Annotated in this window: 15 protein-coding genes; 3 read left to right on the top strand and 12 right to left on the bottom strand. The window is 68.0% G+C overall.

The genetic code is table 11. From position 1 onward, the window contains the following. Positions 1-372 precede the first annotated feature (372 nt). The 6 genes from AC07V5_RS30335 to AC07V5_RS30310 form a co-directional block, all read right to left on the bottom strand. The gene (locus tag AC07V5_RS30335; protein WP_495119338.1) at positions 373-1,884 is read right to left on the bottom strand and encodes a tripartite tricarboxylate transporter permease; all 1,512 of its coding nucleotides are present in this window, start codon (positions 1,882-1,884) and stop codon (positions 373-375) included. Between the two features lie 9 nt (positions 1,885-1,893). Then, the gene (locus AC07V5_RS30330; protein ID WP_495119336.1) at positions 1,894-2,358 is read right to left on the bottom strand and encodes a tripartite tricarboxylate transporter TctB family protein; all 465 of its coding nucleotides are present in this window, start codon (positions 2,356-2,358) and stop codon (positions 1,894-1,896) included. A gap of 104 nt (positions 2,359-2,462) precedes the next feature. Next, positions 2,463-4,244 carry a type IV pilus assembly ATPase TfpB gene (tfpB, locus tag AC07V5_RS30325; RefSeq protein ID WP_495119335.1) on the bottom strand — a complete coding sequence of 594 codons (1,782 nt, stop codon included), beginning with the start codon at positions 4,242-4,244 and terminating at the stop codon, positions 2,463-2,465. Between the two features lie 11 nt (positions 4,245-4,255). After that, on the bottom strand, positions 4,256-5,026 hold the full coding sequence (locus tag AC07V5_RS30320; protein WP_495119334.1) for a spermine/spermidine synthase domain-containing protein: 771 nt from the start codon (positions 5,024-5,026) through the stop codon (positions 4,256-4,258). After that, positions 5,023-6,450 carry an amidohydrolase family protein gene (locus AC07V5_RS30315; protein WP_495119333.1) on the bottom strand — a complete coding sequence of 476 codons (1,428 nt, stop codon included), beginning with the start codon at positions 6,448-6,450 and terminating at the stop codon, positions 5,023-5,025. Before AC07V5_RS30315 ends, AC07V5_RS30320 begins: the two co-directional genes overlap by 4 nt. Positions 6,451-6,459: 9 nt before the next feature. Continuing rightward, positions 6,460-7,017 (bottom strand): DNA-deoxyinosine glycosylase, encoded by a 558-nt coding sequence (locus AC07V5_RS30310; RefSeq protein ID WP_495119332.1) that lies wholly within the window; start codon positions 7,015-7,017, stop codon positions 6,460-6,462. An 18-nt stretch (positions 7,018-7,035) separates the two neighbouring features. Here AC07V5_RS30310 and AC07V5_RS30305 point away from each other — a divergent pair, with 18 nt between their 5' ends. Together AC07V5_RS30305 and AC07V5_RS30300 are read left to right on the top strand one after the other, a co-directional pair. Beyond that, on the top strand, positions 7,036-7,845 hold the full coding sequence (locus AC07V5_RS30305) for a mechanosensitive ion channel family protein (protein ID WP_495119361.1): 810 nt from the start codon (positions 7,036-7,038) through the stop codon (positions 7,843-7,845). 13 nt (positions 7,846-7,858) lie between these two features. After that, the gene (locus AC07V5_RS30300) at positions 7,859-8,680 is read left to right on the top strand and encodes an MOSC domain-containing protein (RefSeq protein WP_495119331.1); all 822 of its coding nucleotides are present in this window, start codon (positions 7,859-7,861) and stop codon (positions 8,678-8,680) included. Here AC07V5_RS30300 and AC07V5_RS30295 read toward each other — a convergent pair whose 3' ends face one another. The 4 genes from AC07V5_RS30295 to AC07V5_RS30280 all read right to left on the bottom strand — a co-directional run bounded on the left by AC07V5_RS30295 (position 8,681) and on the right by AC07V5_RS30280 (position 12,425). Continuing rightward, positions 8,681-9,490 (bottom strand): TatD family hydrolase, encoded by an 810-nt coding sequence (locus tag AC07V5_RS30295; RefSeq protein ID WP_495119330.1) that lies wholly within the window; start codon positions 9,488-9,490, stop codon positions 8,681-8,683. Positions 9,491-9,644: 154 nt separating this feature from the next. After that, complete coding sequence (gene purU, locus AC07V5_RS30290; RefSeq protein WP_495119329.1) at positions 9,645-10,499, bottom strand: formyltetrahydrofolate deformylase; 855 nt, start codon at positions 10,497-10,499, stop codon at positions 9,645-9,647. Then, positions 10,496-11,176, bottom strand: a complete 681-nt coding sequence (gene lolD / locus AC07V5_RS30285; protein WP_495119328.1) for a lipoprotein-releasing ABC transporter ATP-binding protein LolD — start codon at positions 11,174-11,176, stop codon at positions 10,496-10,498. The genes purU and lolD overlap by 4 nt, the downstream gene beginning before the upstream one ends. Beyond that, positions 11,169-12,425 (bottom strand): lipoprotein-releasing ABC transporter permease subunit, encoded by a 1,257-nt coding sequence (locus AC07V5_RS30280; protein ID WP_495119327.1) that lies wholly within the window; start codon positions 12,423-12,425, stop codon positions 11,169-11,171. Before AC07V5_RS30280 ends, lolD begins: the two co-directional genes overlap by 8 nt. A gap of 89 nt (positions 12,426-12,514) precedes the next feature. On the opposite strand from AC07V5_RS30280, the gene AC07V5_RS30275 reads away from it, so the two are divergent. Further along, entirely contained in the window at positions 12,515-13,051 is a 537-nt protein-coding gene (locus tag AC07V5_RS30275; protein ID WP_495119326.1) for a histidine phosphatase family protein, read from the top strand. Here the strand turns inward: AC07V5_RS30275 and AC07V5_RS30270 are convergent. Both AC07V5_RS30270 and AC07V5_RS30265 read right to left on the bottom strand, forming a co-directional pair. Further along, the gene (locus AC07V5_RS30270) at positions 13,048-15,897 is read right to left on the bottom strand and encodes a DUF3857 domain-containing protein (RefSeq protein ID WP_495119325.1); all 2,850 of its coding nucleotides are present in this window, start codon (positions 15,895-15,897) and stop codon (positions 13,048-13,050) included. The two genes, AC07V5_RS30275 and AC07V5_RS30270, sit on opposite strands and share 4 nt — an antisense overlap. A gap of 54 nt (positions 15,898-15,951) precedes the next feature. Beyond that, positions 15,952-16,791 carry an HDOD domain-containing protein gene (locus AC07V5_RS30265; RefSeq protein ID WP_495119324.1) on the bottom strand — a complete coding sequence of 280 codons (840 nt, stop codon included), beginning with the start codon at positions 16,789-16,791 and terminating at the stop codon, positions 15,952-15,954. Between the last annotated feature and the right edge of the window lie 60 nt (positions 16,792-16,851).

Here is a 16,851-nt window from a genome sequence, read left to right as displayed (position 1 = left end):
AACCCGCCGCACTTACCGTCTCCGGTCAGCGCCGCGCTTTGTCAGCAGCGAAGCCCACGACTGTAGCACAGGAATTTGCAGCAGCGCAAGAAGTTCGGCGATTTGATGTCGAGGGCGCACTGCGCCAGGCTTCAGCGCAGCCGCCTCAGTCTCCCAAGAGGATCACCACAGCCTATATAGATGACGGGCGCTAGATGCCGCTCAGCGCGCTCAACGCTCTCAGTGCGCCGCTGCAGTTCCACCACTGCCTGGCAATGACTGGCCGGGGGCTGGCAGCAGGCGCCTCAATCTAGGCGCAGACACGATTGCGCTCCAGGCACCCTAGAAAGGTGGCATTACCGAACAGCCGTGCGCTCAGCGGCGCACAGCCCATCAGCTTTCTTCCTGGAACGCCTCTTCCCGCTTGCTCTTGATCGACGGCAGCATCACAACAACGATCATCAGCGCAGCTGCAATCAACAGGCCGGCGGACAGGGGGCGCGTCAGGAACGTACTCCAGTCCCCCCGCGCCAGCAGCAGTGCCCGGCGCAGGTTCTCTTCCATCATGGGGCCAAGGATGAAACCGAGCAGCAGCGGAGCCGGCTCGCAACTGAGCTTGTAGAAAACATAGCCCAGCAGCGCGAAACCTGCCGTCAGATAGACGTCGAAGCTGTTGTTGTTCAGCGAGTAGGTGCCGATGCAGCAAAAGACGACGATGGCCGGGAACAGGAACCGGTAGGGCACCGTCAGCAACTTGATCCAGATACCGATCAGCGGCAGGTTCAGCACGATCAGCATCAAATTGCCGATCCACATCGATGCAATCAGGCCCCAGAACAGCTCCGGGTTGCTGGTCATGACCTGCGGGCCGGGCTGGATGCCCTTGATGGTCATCGCGCCAACCATCAGTGCCATCACAGCATTGGGAGGGATGCCCAACGTCAGCATCGGGATGAATGAAGTCTGCGCACCGGCGTTGTTCGCGCTCTCGGGACCAGCGACACCCTGGATCGCGCCCTTGCCGAAGGGCACTCGCGGATTGCGAACGACCTTCTTCTCCAGCGTGTAGGACGCAAACGAGGCCAGCAAGGCGCCGCCACCTGGCAGCACACCGAGCACCGAGCCCAGGGCGGTGCCTCGCAGCACAGAGGGCCAGGCATCCATGAAGTCCTCACGCGTCGGCCATAGCCCCTTGACCTCCTTCGTGAAGACCTCGCGGTGTTCTTCAGGCTGACCAAGGTTGGCGATGATCTCGCCGAAACCGAATACGCCCATCGCGATGACCACGAAGCCGATGCCGTCGGTCAGCTCGGGAACGTCAAAGGAAAAGCGCGCCGTGCCGGTGATGACGTCCGTGTTGATCTGGCCAAGCAGCAGGCCGAGCACGATCATCGAGATGGCTTTGACCAGAGAGCCAGATGCCAGCACGACAGCGCCCACCAGACCCAGCACCATCAGCGAGAAGTACTCTGCAGAACCGAACTTGAAGGCCAGCTCAGTCAGCGGCGGCGCGAAAGCCGCAATGATGATGGTGCCGACACAGCCGGCGAAGAAGCTGCCCAGGCCAGCAGCCGCAAGCGCCGCGCCAGCGCGGCCACGACGGGCCATTTGATAGCCATCGATGGCGGTCACCACCGAACTCGATTCGCCCGGCACATTGATCAGGATGGCCGTCGTCGAGCCGCCGTACTGCGCGCCGTAATAGATACCGGCCAGCATGATGAGGGCCGGCGTCGCATCGAGCGTGTAGATAGACGGCAGCAGCATCGCGATGGTCGCGACCGGCCCCAGGCCCGGCAGCACACCGATCAGCGTGCCCAGCACCGTCCCGAAAAAGCAATACATCAGGTTCTGCAGCGTTAGCGCCGTCTGGAACCCGATACCGAGGTTGTTCAGCAGGTCCATGTCGCGCCCTCAGCCAGTGATGTAGATGGGCCAGAGCGGAATGGTCAGCTTCAGGCCCAGTATGAACAAGGCCCAACTGCCCACTGTCAACACGACACTGCTGAGCAGCACATCGCGCCAGCGAAATTCGTCGCTGGCAAAAGCCGACATCGTGATGAGGATGGGCAGCGTGCAAGCCAGGCCCAGGCGCGGCAAGGCAATGCCGAAAACCGCCACCGCCAGGACGATGACGATCAGCGGTCGCCAGGCGATGGCGCCAATGGCATCGCCACCCTCAGATTCCAATGTGAGCGCCTTGAACAGCACCAGGCCGCCAAGGATGGCGAGCAGTACACCGAGCCCGAACGGGAAATACCCTGGACCGGGCCGGGCAGATGTTCCGAAGGAGTATTCGGTCGCGCCCCACGCGAACGCCACGCCCACCACCAGGAACATCAGCCCGGACAAGAAGTCCCGCTGGCTTTTGATCTTCATCGCTTGTCGCCTCCGGCGAGCCGCAGGGCTCGCTCTATTGGCGGCGATTCTGGCAGTCGGGCCATCGCTTCCCGACTGTGGATTACACGTAAGACAACCGAGGCTCAGCCTTCCCAGGCCGGTGTGCTGCGCAGCACTTCCTCCACTGTCGTCACGCCCTCAGCCACTTTCATCGCACCCGCCAGTCGCAGCGGGCGCAGGCCCTCCTGCATGGCCTGGCGGCGCAACGCCGTCAGATCGCCCAGCGCGCCCTTGACGCCTTCGGTCACGGTCAGCAGCTCATAAAGGCCAGCACGGCCGCGGAAGCCCGTGTTGCGGCACTCCAGGCACCCCACAGGCTTGTAGGGCTTCACACCGCCACCCAGGCGCCAGTGGCGCACCAGTTCGTTCAGGCTCTCGCGCGTGACGAGCGGGTCAGGCTGCTTGCAATGCGGGCACAGCGTGCGCACCAGCCGCTGGGCCAGCACGCCGATGATGGTTGCGCTGAGCAGATAGCTCGGCACGCCCAGATCCAGCAACCGCGTGATGGCCGATACCGAATCGTTGGTGTGCAGCGTGCTGAAGACGAGGTGGCCCGTCAGCGCGGCCTGAATGGCCATCTCGGCCGTCTCGAGGTCGCGGATCTCGCCCACCATGATGATGTCCGGGTCCTGCCGCATCAGCGCGCGCAGGCCTTCGGCGAAACCGAAGTCGAGCTGGTTCTGCACCTGGGTCTGGTTGAAGGCCGGCTCGATCATCTCGATCGGGTCTTCAATCGTCGTCACGTTGACCTCGTCGGTCGCCAGCCGCTTGAGGGTCGAGTACAGCGTCGTCGTCTTGCCGCTGCCGGTCGGGCCGGTCACGAGGATGATGCCGTGGGGCTGCTTGACCAGTTGCTCCCAACGGTCCGAATCGTGCTGGCCAAAGCCCAGCGACGACAGGTCCTTGACCGCCGTGTCGGGGTCGAAGATGCGCATGACCATCTTCTCGCCGAAGGCCGTGGGCAGCGTCGACAGGCGCATTTCAACTTCGTCACCCGCGGGGTTGCGGGTCTTGATGCGGCCGTCCAGCGGGCGGCGCTTCTCGACCACGTCCATGCGGCCCAGCAGCTTGATGCGCGAGGTCATCGCCGCCATCACCGTGGGCGGCAGCTGGTAGACCGTGTGCAGCACACCGTCGATGCGAAAGCGGATGACGCCCATCTCGCGGCGCGGCTCCAGGTGGATGTCGCTTGCGCGCTGGTCGAAGGCGTATTGCCACAACCAGTCGACGACCTGCACCACGCCCTGGTCGTTGGCATCCAGCTGCTTGTTCGTCCTGCCCAGCTCGACGAGCTGCTCGAAGCTCGCCACCTGGCTCTGCTCGCCGGCCTTGGCCGCGGCGCGCACCGAGCGCGCCAGCGTGAAAAACTCGGTCGTGTAGCGCGCGATGTCCAGCGGGTTGGCGACCACCAGCTTGATGGGCTTGCGCACATGCGACTCGATCTGCGCCACCCAGCTCGTGTCGAACGGCTCGGAGGTCGCGATCGTCACGTCGTTGAGGCCGAACTGCACCGGCAGGCAACGCTTGGCCTCGGCATAGCCGATGGACATCACGTCGCCCACACGGCCCACGTCCACCTTCAGCGGGTCGATGCGCAGATAAGGCAGCTTGACGCGAATCGCCAGCCATTCAGACAGTGCGTCCACATCCAGCGGCTTGCCGGTCGACAGCCGCACCAGGCTGGCATGGCCCAGCCGCACCAGCGGATGCAGCGCGCTATCACCGGCCGCAAAGCGCTGCTCGGTGCGCTGCACCTGAGGCTCGTCGATGAGACCGTCCTCCAGCAGCCAGTGCAACAGCTGTCGCCACTCCAGGCGGCCGTCGGACTTGGGGGCGGGAGCCAAGGGCTTGGGCTTGGTCGTCATCGAGGCGGATTTCAGAGTGCGTTGAGGATGCTCATCGGCAGCGGCCTGACAAGCCTGAGCCATTTACGGGCCGGCAGCTTGAAGCGCGATTCGATATTAGCCGCGCGTTGCTCCAGGATGTCACGATGCGGCACCTGCACACCGCGCACGGCAACCACGATGGTGTTGCCCTCCTTGGTGGGCGCCAGGCTCCAGACCTGGTCGGACCCGAAGGCTTTGGCGATGCGCAGCGCGCTGCGCGCGAAGCTGGCGCTGCGGCCGAAGAGGTTGACCGTCATCAGCCCACCGTCGGCCAGCACGCTGCGGCAGGCAGCGTAGAAGGCCTCGTCGTCCAGCACCGGCGATGCGGCGTCGTGGTCGTAGAGGTCGACATTGAGCACGTCGACCGTCTGCAGGTTGGTGTCATCGTTGACCCAGGCCGCGGCATCGGCGTTGATGACGTTGAGCCGCGCATCGTTGCCCGGCAGGCGGAACCAATGCCGGCACGCCGCGATGACCTCGGGGTTGATCTCCACGGCCGTCGTGCGCATCTTCAGCTGGCCTTGGCAGAAGCGCGTCAGCGCCGCAGCGCCCAGGCCCAGCTGCGCCGCATGGCCTTCGCCGAGCGAGGCCGGGTCGCGCCACAGCATCCAGGCGCACATGCGCTGGATGTATTCCAGCTCCAACTGGTCAGGCTTCCTGATGCGCATTGCGCCCTGCACCCAGATCGAATCCAGGTGCAGGAAGCGCACGCCGTCGAACTCGCTCAGCGTCGCCGGGCCCCACGTCTGCTTGGCCTTCATTGCTTGGCCACCCAGTCGCGCACGTCGGCCAGCATCGCGTCGAGCCGCTTGCGGTCCAGCAGGCGCCCTTGCGTGACGACCGCATCGATCTGTCGCGTTGCGGCGATGTCTTCCAGCGGGTTGGCTTTCAGCACGACGATGTCGGCCACCTTGCCTTCGGCCAGCGCGCCATACCGATTCAGCTTGCCCAGGAAGCGCGGCCCGGCAACCACGGCCGAACGCAGTGCCTGGGCGGGCGTGAGGCCCGAGCGCACATAGACAGCCATCTCGTCATGCAAGGCCTGGCCGGGATAGTCGAAGCTGTTCAGGAAGCCGGCATCCGTGCCGGCAACGATCTCGACACCCGCCTCCGCCAGCAGCGGCAGCAAGCGGGCCGTCTTTTCGTAGCTGGCGTGGCGGTAGGCAATCGCGTCCGGTCCGTCCAGCGCGGCGCGCTTGACGCGCCAGTCGTAGGTCTGGCGCAGCTTGGGGCCGATGTACTTCAGGTAGTCGTCACCCGCGTGATCGTCCTGGTCCAAGTAGGCGGTGATGCGAATGACCGACAGCGTCGGCACCACGGCCGTGCCCCGCGCAGCCAGGCGCTTGAAGGCGGCGCGGGCCGTCGCCTCGTCGTAGCTCGCCAGGCTCTGCTCGGCAGCCGAGCGCGCGGTGATGGCGCCGGCCACGACCTGGGCCGTCAACTCCGCCTCACGCGGCGTCGCGGCGCGCAGCAGGTAGTTCATGTGCTCCAGCGTGCCCAGGCCAGCCTCGCTGGCTTGATCCAGCGTGACCTGGCCGTGCAGATGGGCCGAGCTCGGCAGGCCGCGCGCCTTGGCTTGGCGCAGCGCATCCAGGTAGACGTCGGCCCGCATCGTGTTCTCGGTGATCTTGACGAAGTCGGCGTGATCGTTGCGCAGCTTGTCCAGCGCCTGCGTCACTTCCTCAGGCGTGCCAACCTCCTGCGTCCCCTTCCACAACGGCTTGTAGCCCTCCAGCTTGGCACCGGACGCAAAGATCGTCGGCCCGAGCAGCTTCTTGGCGGCGATGTCGTCGCGCCACTGCAGAACCGTGCTGCTGAGGTCGCCGGCGCAGTCCCGCACCGCCGTGATGCCGTGCGCCAGGTAGAGCGGCAGCAACTCGCGGTTCTCGTCGATCAGCCCCTCGCCGCCGCCGAAGTGGACATGGCTGTCCCACAGGCCGGGGATCAGGTAACGACCCTTCAGGCTCAACGTTTTCTTAGCCCTGTACTGGCCAAGCTGCTTCACGTCGACGACGGCGAGGATGCGGTCGCCACGGGTAACGACCGCCTGGCCACGCACGAGACGGCCGGCAGCCACGTCGACGACGGTGGCATCCCGCAGGATCAGGTCGGCGGAAATGGCGGGCGCCGCCGTGGCCCAACTCGCCCAGACCGCCAGCGCGGCAGTCAGCAACATTCTTCTCATGAATGAATCCTAGGCCAAGTACGGTGCCAGCCCGGCACGCCAGGCGGCGATCTTGTCGGCCAGGCTCAAGCCCGCATGAGCCGGGCTGGTGGACGGCAGGCGCAGCACGGGCAGCGCCACGTTCCCCAGCGCCAGCAGCGTCTGCCTGTGCGCCAGCGCGCCATTGCAGGCAACGGCCCGCAGCTGCGGCAGCCGGGCGACGAGTTCGAGCAGATCACTGGGCTCAGCCGCTTCGATGGCCGTATCCAGGCTGCCCTCACGCTGGCATGTCGCCACGGCATCCCACAGCGCGACGCGATGGCGGCGCAGGGCCTGCAACCGCTCGCCGTAAGGCCGGGCTGCGAGGTCAGCCTCGCCCACCAGCGCCGCCATGACCGGCCAGAACGCATTGCGCGGATGGGCGTAATACTGCGCTGCCTGCAGCGAGGCCGCGCCAGGAAAACTGCCGAGCACGAGCAGCCGGGCCTGCGCGTCAAACACCGGCGCCAGCCCGACGAGCCGTGCGGAATCGGGGTTTGAGGGGTTGATGCCCGCCGCAGCCCGCTGCGACGATGGGGGCGTTTTCACAGGGAGTGATTCGACATGATGAATACGGAAGCCATCTGGCTGTTCCTCAGCACCCAGGGTGCGGATTTCGGCTTGAAGATTCTCGCGGCCATCGCCGCCTGGGTCGTCGGCCGGTGGCTCATTTCAATCGCGCTGCGCGTCTTCTCGGCGGCGCTGGAGCGCGGCAAGCGCATCGACTCGACGCTGGCCACCTATCTGCGCTCCATCCTCGGCGTGCTGCTGAACCTGGTGCTGATCCTGGCCATCCTGGACATCTTCGGCGTCAAGACCACCTCGTTCGCCGCCTTGCTGGCGGGCGCCGGCCTGGCCATCGGCACCGCCTGGGGCGGATTGCTGACCCATTTCGCGGCGGGTGTCTTCATGCAAGTGCTGCGGCCGTTCAAGGTCGGCGACTTCGTGCAGGCCGGCGGCGTGACCGGCACCGTGACCGAGATCGGCCTGTTCGGCACGACGATCAACACGCCGGACAACGTGCACACCCTTGTCGGCAACAACACGGTGTTCAGCAGCGCCATCCAGAATTTCTCCGCCCTGCCCCACCGGCGCGTGGATTGCACGGCCAAGGTCGACAACAGCGTGGACCCGCTGGACGCCATCGCACGGCTGCGCCCAGCCATCGCCGCCATCCCGAACGTGCTGGCCAAGCCGGCGCCCGACATCGAGATCCTGCAGTTCACGCCCGAAGGCCCGCTGCTCTGCGTCAGGCCCTACTGCCACACCGACCATTACTGGCAGGTCTACTTCGACACCCACAAGGCCGTCGTCGCGACCTTCGGCGCGGCCGGCTATCCGGTGCCTGAAACGCCCATCTCGCCGCGCAACCGTTGACGCCGGGAACACCATGGCTGATCTGATCGCCCGCGTCGCCGGGCTCTGGCGCTACCCGGTCAAGTCCTGCGCCGGCGAAGCCGTCGACACACTGCGGCTCGACGCCGACGGCTGGCCCGAAGGCGACCGCGGCTGGGGCGTCGTCGACGCGACCGGCGAGCTGACCTGGATGGGCGCCCACCCGCGCCTGGCCTTGGTCAGCGCGCGCCTGCTGGCCGGTGGCCTGGAGCTGGCAGCCGAGGGCCGGGTGCAGCAGGTGGCGGCAGACGCCGGCAGCGAGGTTGGCGTGCGGGGCTGGAATGGCGAGCGCCAGGACTTCGACGCCCTGCAGGCCTGGGACGCCGGCGACGACGCTGCTGCCCTGCTGCGCGCAACAACGGGCGAACGCCTGCGCCTGGTGCGCCTGAGCCTGGAGGCCCAGCGCCGACCGATCCTGAACGCGCTGCACATCGTCGGCGACGGCTCGCTGCGCGCCTGGAGCGACGCGATGGCTCAGCCGCTGAGCAGCCCGGCCAAGCGGGCCCGGCCCAACCTGCTGCTGCGCGCCGATGACGGCGGCGAATTGCCGCCCTTCATCGAGGACATCCTGACCGAGGCCCGCATCGGCGCGTTGACCCTGAGCCGCACGACGGTCTGCGTGCGCTGCGTGGTGCCCACGGTCGACCCGGCGACCGGCCAACCCCAGCCGCTCACGCTCGAGGCCCTGACCCAGCTCAGCGCCGAGCGGGCCCCCGGCGCGCCGGTGCAGTTCGGCATCTACGCACGCGGCAACGGTGTGGGTGACCTTCGCGTGGGCGACCGCGTGGAGCTGTCGCTGAACTTCGGCAACGCCTGATCAGCGCAGCCGCGGCAACGCAGCGCGCGCGTTGGCGCTCGTGACCGCCGCCGTCTGCTCCAGCGTCCAGCCGCGCAGTTCGGCCAGGCTCTGGGCAATGCGTGGCAGCTCCGAGGACTCGTTGCGTGCCTGGCCCGGGCTGGCCTCTCGCTCTTCGGCCGTCTTGTAGAGCCACTGCGGCGGGATGTCGGGCGCGTCCGTCTCCATGACCAGCGCCGTCTCCGGCACGCTGGCCGCAATGCGGCGGATCTGCAGCGAACGCTCGAAAGTCAGCGTGCCGCCGAAGCCGAGCTTGAAGCCCAGATCGATGAAAGCCTGCGCCTGCTGCTCGCTGCCATTGAAGGCATGCGCGATGCCACCGTGCTTGAAGCCAACGCGGCGCAGGCCGGCGAGCAACTGATCCGCGCTGCGGCGCACGTGCAGCAGCACGGGCAGGCCGGCGCGCTTGGCGAGCTTGAGCTGCTCCACGTAGAAGTGCTGCTGCGTGGCAGCGTCGAGGCCCGGCACGAAGAAGTCCAGGCCGATCTCGCCGACGGCGACGAGGCGAGGGTCGATGTGGTGCGTGTCCAGCGCTTCTGCCAGCTTGGCCAGATCACCGTCGGCCGCCCGCATCACACACAGCGGATGGATGCCCAGCGCGTAGGCAAAGTCGTGCTCGATGGCCAGCAGCCGCACGGTGTCGAGGTTGGCCGCAGCAACGGCCGGGATGACGATCTGCCTGATGCCCGCGGCCCTGGCGCGCGTGACGACGGCCTCACGGTCGGCGTCGAACTCGGCCGCGTCGAGGTGGCAGTGGGTGTCTATCCACATGCTCAGAACTCACAGGTGCGCTGCGCGTCAAGCCATCGACCGCCGGCATCCAGACAGCGATCTTGCTGAAGCCAAGCCCACGCCTTGAACCCAAATCCAGCCGCAGCAGCCACAAGAATCAACGCAAGTGACGCGCGGCGGATTCGCATGTCGATTACCGGAACACCACCGTGCGGTTGCCATTCAGCAGCACCCGGTGCTCCGCATGCCACTGGATGGCCCGCGCCAGCGCCACACACTCCATGTCGCGGCCGATGCCGACGAGTTGCTCGGGCGGCATGCTGTGGTCGATGCGCGCCACTTCCTGCTCAATGATCGGGCCCTCGTCCAGGTCGCTGGTCACGTAGTGGGCCGTGGCGCCGATGAGCTTCACACCACGCTCGTAGGCCTGGTGATAGGGCTTGGCGCCCTTGAAGCTGGGCAGGAAGCTGTGGTGGATGTTGATGGCCTTGCCCGACAGATCTCGGCACAGCTCGGGCGACAGGATCTGCATGTAGCGCGCCAGCACCACCAGATCAATCTGATTGTCGGCCACCACCTCGCGGATCTTGGCTTCCTGCGCCTGCTTCTGCGCATCGGTGGCGCCGAGCAGCGGGAAGTGGTGGAAGGGAATGTTGTGCGACGCCGCGAGTTGGTAGAAGTCGCGGTGGTTGGAAACGATGGCCGGGATCTCCACGTTCAAGTGCCCGGTCTGCACGCGGAACAGCAGGTCGTTCAGGCAGTGGCCCAGCTTGGACACCAGCAGCAGCACGCGCGTCTTGCGGGCGCGGGCCACCAGCTCCCAGTCCATGTCGAACTGCGCGGCCAGCGGCGCAAACGCGGCCTGCAGCGCAGCTTCCTCAGTGTTGGCCTCGAACTCGATGCGCATGAAGAAGCGGGCATGGTCCGCGTCGCCATGCTGGTGCGACGTGATGATGTTGCCGCCCTGCTGCAGCAGCACACCGGTGACGGCGTGCACGATGCCGGCGCGGTCGGGGCAGGAGAGCTTGAGGACGAAACGCGGATTCATGATGCTTGAAATTGCCCCGCAACCAGGCGCAGCTGCCGGTCGCAGCGCGCCGCCAGATCGCGGTCGTGGGTTACGAGGACGAAGGCCGTGCCGGACTCGCGGGCGCGCTCCAGCATCAGCTCGAAAACGGCCGCGGCGGTGTCGCGGTCCAGGTTGCCGGTGGGCTCGTCGGCCAGCACGCAGGCCGGCCGCGTGACGAGGGCGCGCGCAATGGCCACGCGCTGGCGCTCACCGCCCGACAGCTCGGACGGGCGGTGCTCCACGCGATCTTTGAGCCCGACGCGGGCCAGCATCTCGGCGGCCACGGCGCGTGCTTCGGCCGGCGGCTGGCGGCGGATGCGCAGCGGCATGGCCACGTTGTCCAGCGCGCTGAACTCGGGCAGCAGGTGATGGAACTGGTAGACGAAGCCCAGGTGCTGGTTGCGCCAGCGGCCGCGCTCGGCCTCGTCCATGTCGGCGAGCGGGCGGCCCATCAGCGTGACGTTGCCGGAGGTCGGCGAGTCCAGCCCGCCGAGCAGGTGCAGCAGCGTGCTCTTGCCCGAGCCCGACGCGCCCACGATGGCCAGCGTCTCGCCGCGTGCGACGTGGAGGTCCACGCCCTTGAGGACGGTCACATCCAGGCCGCCTTCGCTGAAGCGACGGGTCAGGCCCGTGGCCTGGAGGATTTGTTCATTCATAGCGCAGCGCCTCCGCCGGTTGCACGCGGCTGGCGCGCCAGCTCGGGTAGAGCGTGGCGAGGAAGGAGAGAAGCAGGGACACCAGCGCAATCGGCACGATGTCGCCCCGCTGTGGGTCGCTGGGCATCTGGCTGATGACGTAAATGCTGCCCGGCAGGAAGCTGACGTTGAGCAGGCGCTCGATGGCGGGCACGATGAAGTCGATGTTGCAGGCCACCAGCAGCCCCAGGCCCACGCCCGACAGCGTGCCGATGACACCGGCCACGGCACCCTGCACGATGAACACGCCCATGATGGAGCGCGGGCTGGCGCCGAGCGTGCGCAGGATGGCGATGTCGCTCTGCTTGTCGGTCACCGTCATCACCAGCGTGGACACGAGGTTGAAGGCCGCCACAGCGACGATCAGCGTCAGGATGATGCTCATCAGCCGCTTCTCGATCTGCACGGCGTCGAACCAGTTCGCGTTGGCGCGCGTCCAGTCGCGCACGAGGATGTCCGGCCCCATGGCCCGCGACAGCTCGGCCGCCACGCGGCGGGCGTCGTGCACGTCGCGCAGCTTGAGCTGCACGCCCGTCGGGCCCTCGGTGCGGAAGAGCTTGGCCGCATCGTCGACGTGGATCATCGCCAGGCCCGAGTCGTATTCGTAGTGGCCGGCGCTGAAGGTGCCGACAACGTTGAAGCTCTTCAGCCGCGGCACGACGCCGGCCGGCGTGACCTGGCCGCCTGGCGCCACGATGGTGATCTTGTCGCCCTCGCGCACGCCCAGCTGGCGGGCCAGCTCCGCGCCCAGCACGATGTTCCAGGCGCCGGGCTGCAGCTTGGCAAACGCGCCGTCCTTGAGCTGGGCGCCCAGGGCCGTCACGCTGGCTTCTTCCGCCGGCGAGATGCCGCGCAAGATGGCGCCGCGCATGTCCTCGCCGCGGGCGATCAGGCCCTGGCTGGCGATGAAGGGCGCCGCGCCGATGACCTCGGGGTTCTCTTTTGCCTTGGCCGCCGTGGCCTGCCAGTCGGGCAGCGCCTGGCCCGAGTAGTTCAACAGCTCGACGTGGGCGATGACGTTGAGCATGCGGTCGCGCACTTCCTTCTGGAAGCCGTTCATCACCGACAGCACGATGATCAGCGCTGCCACACCCAGCGCGATGCCCAGGATGGACACGCCCGAGATGAAGCTGATGAAGCGGTTGCGCCGCCCGCCGCGGCCGGCGCGCGTGTAGCGCCAGCCGACCTGGAGTTCAAACGGCAGGGTCATGAGGCTTTGAAAAAGGCGTACGGCATGGGGCCGGGATGGTAACTGGCAGGGCGTGGCGAGAATGGCGCAAGATCCCTTCCGGAATCACGATGAAGCCCTTGTCCGTCCTGCTCGCGGCCTGTCTTCTGACAGGCGCCCTTCCTGCCCCCGCCGTCGCCATGCCCGATCTCGTCATCCTCGTGCGCCATGCCGAACGCGCCACGGAGCCCCCGGGCGACCCCGGCCTGACGCCCGCCGGCGCGCAGCGCGCCCAGGCCCTGGCCCAGGCGCTGGCCGGCCTGCGGGTGAACGCCATCGTGACGACACCCTTGCGCCGCGCACGCGACACGGCCGCACCGCTGGCCCAGGCCGTGGGCGTGCAGCCCCAGGTGGTGGAAGCCAGGGGCGCCGCGCATGTGCCGGCAGTGGTGGACGCCGTGCGTGCCCAGACCGGCGTGGTGCTTGTCGTCGGCCACAGCAACACGGTGCCAGCCATCCTGGCGGCCCTGGGCGGGCCGAAGCTGGCCGATCTGTGCGAGACCAGCTTCCACCACGCCTTCGTGCTGCAACTTGGCAGCGAGCCGCCGCGCTGGGCGCAGTTCAGCTACGGCGCACCGAGCGGGTCGCCGGAAGCGAACTGCCTCTAGTTGCCGCCCCGCTTCAGTTCCCACTGCGCCAGCGTGAACTCGCGGTAAGGCACGGCCTGGGTGGTGAGCGTGCGTTCGAACCAGGGCAAGGCCTCACCGCGCCGGCCCTGGGCCGAAAGCTGCTGGCCGATGAAGAAATACGCCTCGGCCAGGCGCAGCCGCTCGGTCTCGGGTTTTTCACGGGCCAGCTTGAGCAAGGCCTCGCGGCCCAGGCTGCCGCCCAGATAGCTCAGCAGCGCGCCGCTCCACTGGCTGGCGTCGGCTGAAGCCAGCTCGTCGGCGATGGCCGCCTTGCCGCGGCCGCCCTGCTGCTCGGCGGCCAGGTACAGCCACAAGAGCGTGAACTGGCGCGTCTCGCCGCTGGCGTTGGCGGCGCTGTCGCGCAGGGCGGCCTCGGCGCGGGCGTAGTCGCCCAGCATGTAGTGCGTCGTGCCCAACCAGCTTCCACCAGCGCCGCTGAGGGCTGCCTGCTGGCTGAAGGCCGCCAGCGCCTCGGCCGGGCGGCCCAGGCCGATCAACGCCACGCCCTTGGCCTCCAGCGCGCCACCGCCCTCCTCGCCTTCGGCGCGGATGGCCAGGGCGGCCTCGGCGTCCGCCAGCGCGGGCGCGAAGTCGCCGAGCTGGTTGTGGGCCTGGGCGCGTTCCACGCGGGCCCAGGCGGCCAGCCGGCTGTCGGGCGCCACCTGGGCCAGCAACTGAGCGTCGATGAGGCGATTGACCTCGTTGCCGAGCAGGATCTCCCACAAGGCATCGGGCTTGGCGCCATTGCGAAAGCGCGCCATGCGCTGGGCCACCTCGACAAAGGGCGCCTCCAGCGCCTTGCGGTCGACGAGGTTCATGCGCAGGCGCTGCACGTTCAGCATCTGCCGCGCCCGGCCCACGCGCTCCCGGTAGCCGTCCACATCGGTCGGCAGCACCTCGTCGGCACGGCGCTCCACGCGGCTGATGAACTGCACCGTGGCGCCGCTGATCTCGACGCGGCTCGTGAAGGCGAAATGCTTGTCGGTCAGCTGCTGGGGCGCCGGCGGCTGGGCGGTGAAGGGCCTGGCGCCGGTCACGCTGACGCGCAGCTCGGCCGCGCGCGTGGCGTCGAGCATGAAGGGGTAGCGGCGCCTGGCCTCGGGCGGCACGGGCAAGGCGTCGGTCAGCTCGACGGCCGGGAACTCCAGGTCCAGCCAGCCGCGCTGGTAGTGGCCGGCGGTGGGGTGCTCGAAGCGCAGCTTCAACACCCATTCGTTGGCGTCCCGGTCGTCCAGCACCTCGGGTTGGCCGACGCTGACGAGGCCGGGCAGCAGGCGCACATAGGCGCCGCCGATGGAGTCGGCCAGGCGCTCCAGCCCGGCCATGGCCAGGTTGGCGCGCCAGCGTTCGGCAGCCAGGCCGATGGCCTTGAAGCTGGTGGTCAGCTGGGCGGGGCGGGCGAGCTGGCTGAAGTCCCAGTCCTGGCGGAAAGCCAGCGCGTCCTGCGCAAAGGCTGGCGGCAGCACGGGCTGCGGCCCCGCCTCCCCCAGGCCGACGATGAGCGCTGCGCCGTAGCGGTAGTAGCCGCGCTTCTCCAGCGAATAGCCCTGGCCGTTCATCGTCGGGTCCAGGAAGTAGACCGCGTCGCCAACCTTCACGCGGCTGATGACGTGGTCGAACTGGTCATGCGAAGGCAGGTAGTTGGCGATGCCGCGGTTGCGCGCCATCGACACCAGCGCCGGCTTGGCATCAAAGCCCATGGCACCGAGCAGGCTGTTGAGCAGCAGCGTCTTGTCCTTGCAGTCGCCCAGGCGCTCGGCCAGGGTCTTGGCCGCCGGCTTGGGCCGGTGCGAGCTTTCACCCAGCGACGCGGAGAAGTAGCGCACCTCGTCCTGCAAGAAGCGCAGCGCGGCGGCCACCTGCTGCTCGGGTGTGCCGCCCAGGGCTTTCAGCTCCGCAGCCTTCTCGGCGATCCCGGCCGCCTGCGCCTCGACGGCGAAGAGCCGCTGCGCCCACTGGTCCACCTCGGCCCAGCTGCCGTACTCGCTGACCTGCAGCACCGGGAAGACCTTGAACCAAGGCGGCGTGGCGGCCTCGTCCGGCACGGGCGCCACGCGCTCGCGCAGCACGCGGATGACCTGGCGGCCGCCCTCCTCGAAGCGCTCCGGCACAACATCGGAGGCCAGCGTCTTGACGTTCAGCCGGCGCTCGGCCGGCGCCTCGATGCGCAGGTGCAGGCGATCGACCGGCGCATCCGACGCGAGCTGCAGCAGCGCCGAGTAGCGGCCCTCGAAGATGGGGTTCTCGCCCTCCAGCGTGTAGGCCACGTCCACCACGTCGCCCACGCGCACGTCGCTGAGCACGACCAGGGCGGTGCGCACACCGTCGATCAGTTGGCGTTCCAGCTGCTGCTCGCGGCGCATCAGCTCGATGCGCGCACCCTTGAGCCGGTCCAGGCGCTCGCCGTTGCGCAGCACGGCCAGCTGGTGGATGACGAGCTGCTGGTAGGCCGGGTTGAAACTGATCTGCGGCTCCGACACCTCGCGCAACGTCGACGTGTCCAGCGCCTCGTGCTGCAGATGGATGTAGGTGGCGGTGGCGGACTTGGGGGAGAGCTGCACCTGCACGTCCACCAGCGGCTCGCGGCGCGCCTTGGCGCCCGGTGCCGCAGCGCGGGCCTCGGTGGCGGTGGCGGGCGGCAGCGGCTTGACCCAGGCCGGCACGGCGCCGTAGCGGTAGCCGGCGCCGGCTGGCACCGCGGGGACGGCGAGATGGGCCGAGGCAGCAGGCTTGGCGGGCTTGGTGGTCGGCTTTGGGGGCGTCTGCGCAGCGGCGACACCCACGGACAAGGCCAGCAACAGCGCCGGCCAGAACTTCGAACTCATCCACTTCCTCCCCGCGAACCCGCCCGATTGTGCGGGTTGGCCGGGCGCGTGAATTCAGTGAAGCATTTGCTCCACCTCAGCCGCCGGGTCGCCGGCCGCGGCGATCTTGGCGGCCAGCAGTTCGAGGTCCAGGTGCAGGTGCTCGATCAGCTCGGGCACCGCCACCTTCAGCGCATGCACCGGCTCGTCGTGGTGCTCGGAGGCATCGGCCAGCACCTCGGCCACATGCAGCACGGCGGCGATCAGCGAGAAGGGCCGGATCTCCAGCGGCGTGTTGGCGTCCTTGAAGGCCTCCACCATCGCATGCGGGAAATGCCAGTGCTCGGCCAGCGAGGCCGTCACGTCGGCATGCGTGCAGCCGAAGCGGTGCTCTTCCAGCGAGAAGCGGCTGCCCGGCTCGGCGGCGTGGGCCTCCACATCGGCCACCAGATGCGGTTCGTCGATGGCCATCAGCAGTTGGCCGGTGCGCAGCATCAGGCCGGCGAGATAGGCGGTATCGGACGTAGCCGCATCGGTGCCCAGCATGCGGGCGAGGATGCGCGCGTAGTTGGCCGTGGCCACGCTGTGGCGCCAGAAGGTGGCGCGGTCCAGGCCCTGGACCTTGGGAAAGGCGCCGCTCAGGCAGGCCGCCATCGCCAGGTTGCGCAGCGTCTCCAGGCCCAGCGCGTGGGCGGCGTCGACGACGGTGGCGATCTGGTGCGAAGGGCTGTAGTGGGCCGTGTTGGCCAGGCGCAGCACCTTGGCCGTCAGCGCCCCGTCCTTCTCGATCAGCGCGGCGATGTGAGCGAGGCCGACGTTGTCGTCATCGAAGCTCTTCAGCAGCCGGGAGGCCACCTCGGGCATGGTGGGCAGGGCGTTGTGCTTGACGAAGAAACGTTCAGCAGCTGCACTCATTTTCTGATCTCCGGGTCGATGTCGACCGGACCAGTCTAGGACGAAGGTCAGCGCCGTGCC

Source organism: Roseateles sp. GW821-FHT02E12, assembly GCF_059421665.1.
The sequence above is the reverse complement of the archived record's forward strand: the minus strand, read 5'-3'. Positions and strand labels throughout refer to the sequence as shown.

Bases quoted from the DNA above. Each gene is read 5' to 3' on its own strand.
- AC07V5_RS30305 (WP_495119361.1), top strand. From the start codon at position 7,036: ATGAATACGGAAGCCATCTGGCTGTTCCTCAGCACCCAGGGTGCGGAT.
- AC07V5_RS30270 (WP_495119325.1), bottom strand. From the start codon at position 15,897: ATGAGTTCGAAGTTCTGGCCGGCGCTGTTGCTGGCCTTGTCCGTGGGT.
- AC07V5_RS30330 (WP_495119336.1), bottom strand. From the start codon at position 2,358: ATGAAGATCAAAAGCCAGCGGGACTTCTTGTCCGGGCTGATGTTCCTG.
- AC07V5_RS30335 (WP_495119338.1), bottom strand. From the start codon at position 1,884: ATGGACCTGCTGAACAACCTCGGTATCGGGTTCCAGACGGCGCTAACG.
- purU (WP_495119329.1), bottom strand. From the start codon at position 10,499: ATGAATCCGCGTTTCGTCCTCAAGCTCTCCTGCCCCGACCGCGCCGGC.
- AC07V5_RS30295 (WP_495119330.1), bottom strand. From the start codon at position 9,490: ATGTGGATAGACACCCACTGCCACCTCGACGCGGCCGAGTTCGACGCC.
- AC07V5_RS30315 (WP_495119333.1), bottom strand. From the start codon at position 6,450: ATGAGAAGAATGTTGCTGACTGCCGCGCTGGCGGTCTGGGCGAGTTGG.
- tfpB (WP_495119335.1), bottom strand. From the start codon at position 4,244: ATGACGACCAAGCCCAAGCCCTTGGCTCCCGCCCCCAAGTCCGACGGC.
- AC07V5_RS30280 (WP_495119327.1), bottom strand. From the start codon at position 12,425: ATGACCCTGCCGTTTGAACTCCAGGTCGGCTGGCGCTACACGCGCGCC.
- AC07V5_RS30300 (WP_495119331.1), top strand. From the start codon at position 7,859: ATGGCTGATCTGATCGCCCGCGTCGCCGGGCTCTGGCGCTACCCGGTC.
- AC07V5_RS30265 (WP_495119324.1), bottom strand. From the start codon at position 16,791: ATGAGTGCAGCTGCTGAACGTTTCTTCGTCAAGCACAACGCCCTGCCC.
- AC07V5_RS30320 (WP_495119334.1), bottom strand. From the start codon at position 5,026: ATGAAGGCCAAGCAGACGTGGGGCCCGGCGACGCTGAGCGAGTTCGAC.
- AC07V5_RS30275 (WP_495119326.1), top strand. From the start codon at position 12,515: ATGAAGCCCTTGTCCGTCCTGCTCGCGGCCTGTCTTCTGACAGGCGCC.
- lolD (WP_495119328.1), bottom strand. From the start codon at position 11,176: ATGAATGAACAAATCCTCCAGGCCACGGGCCTGACCCGTCGCTTCAGC.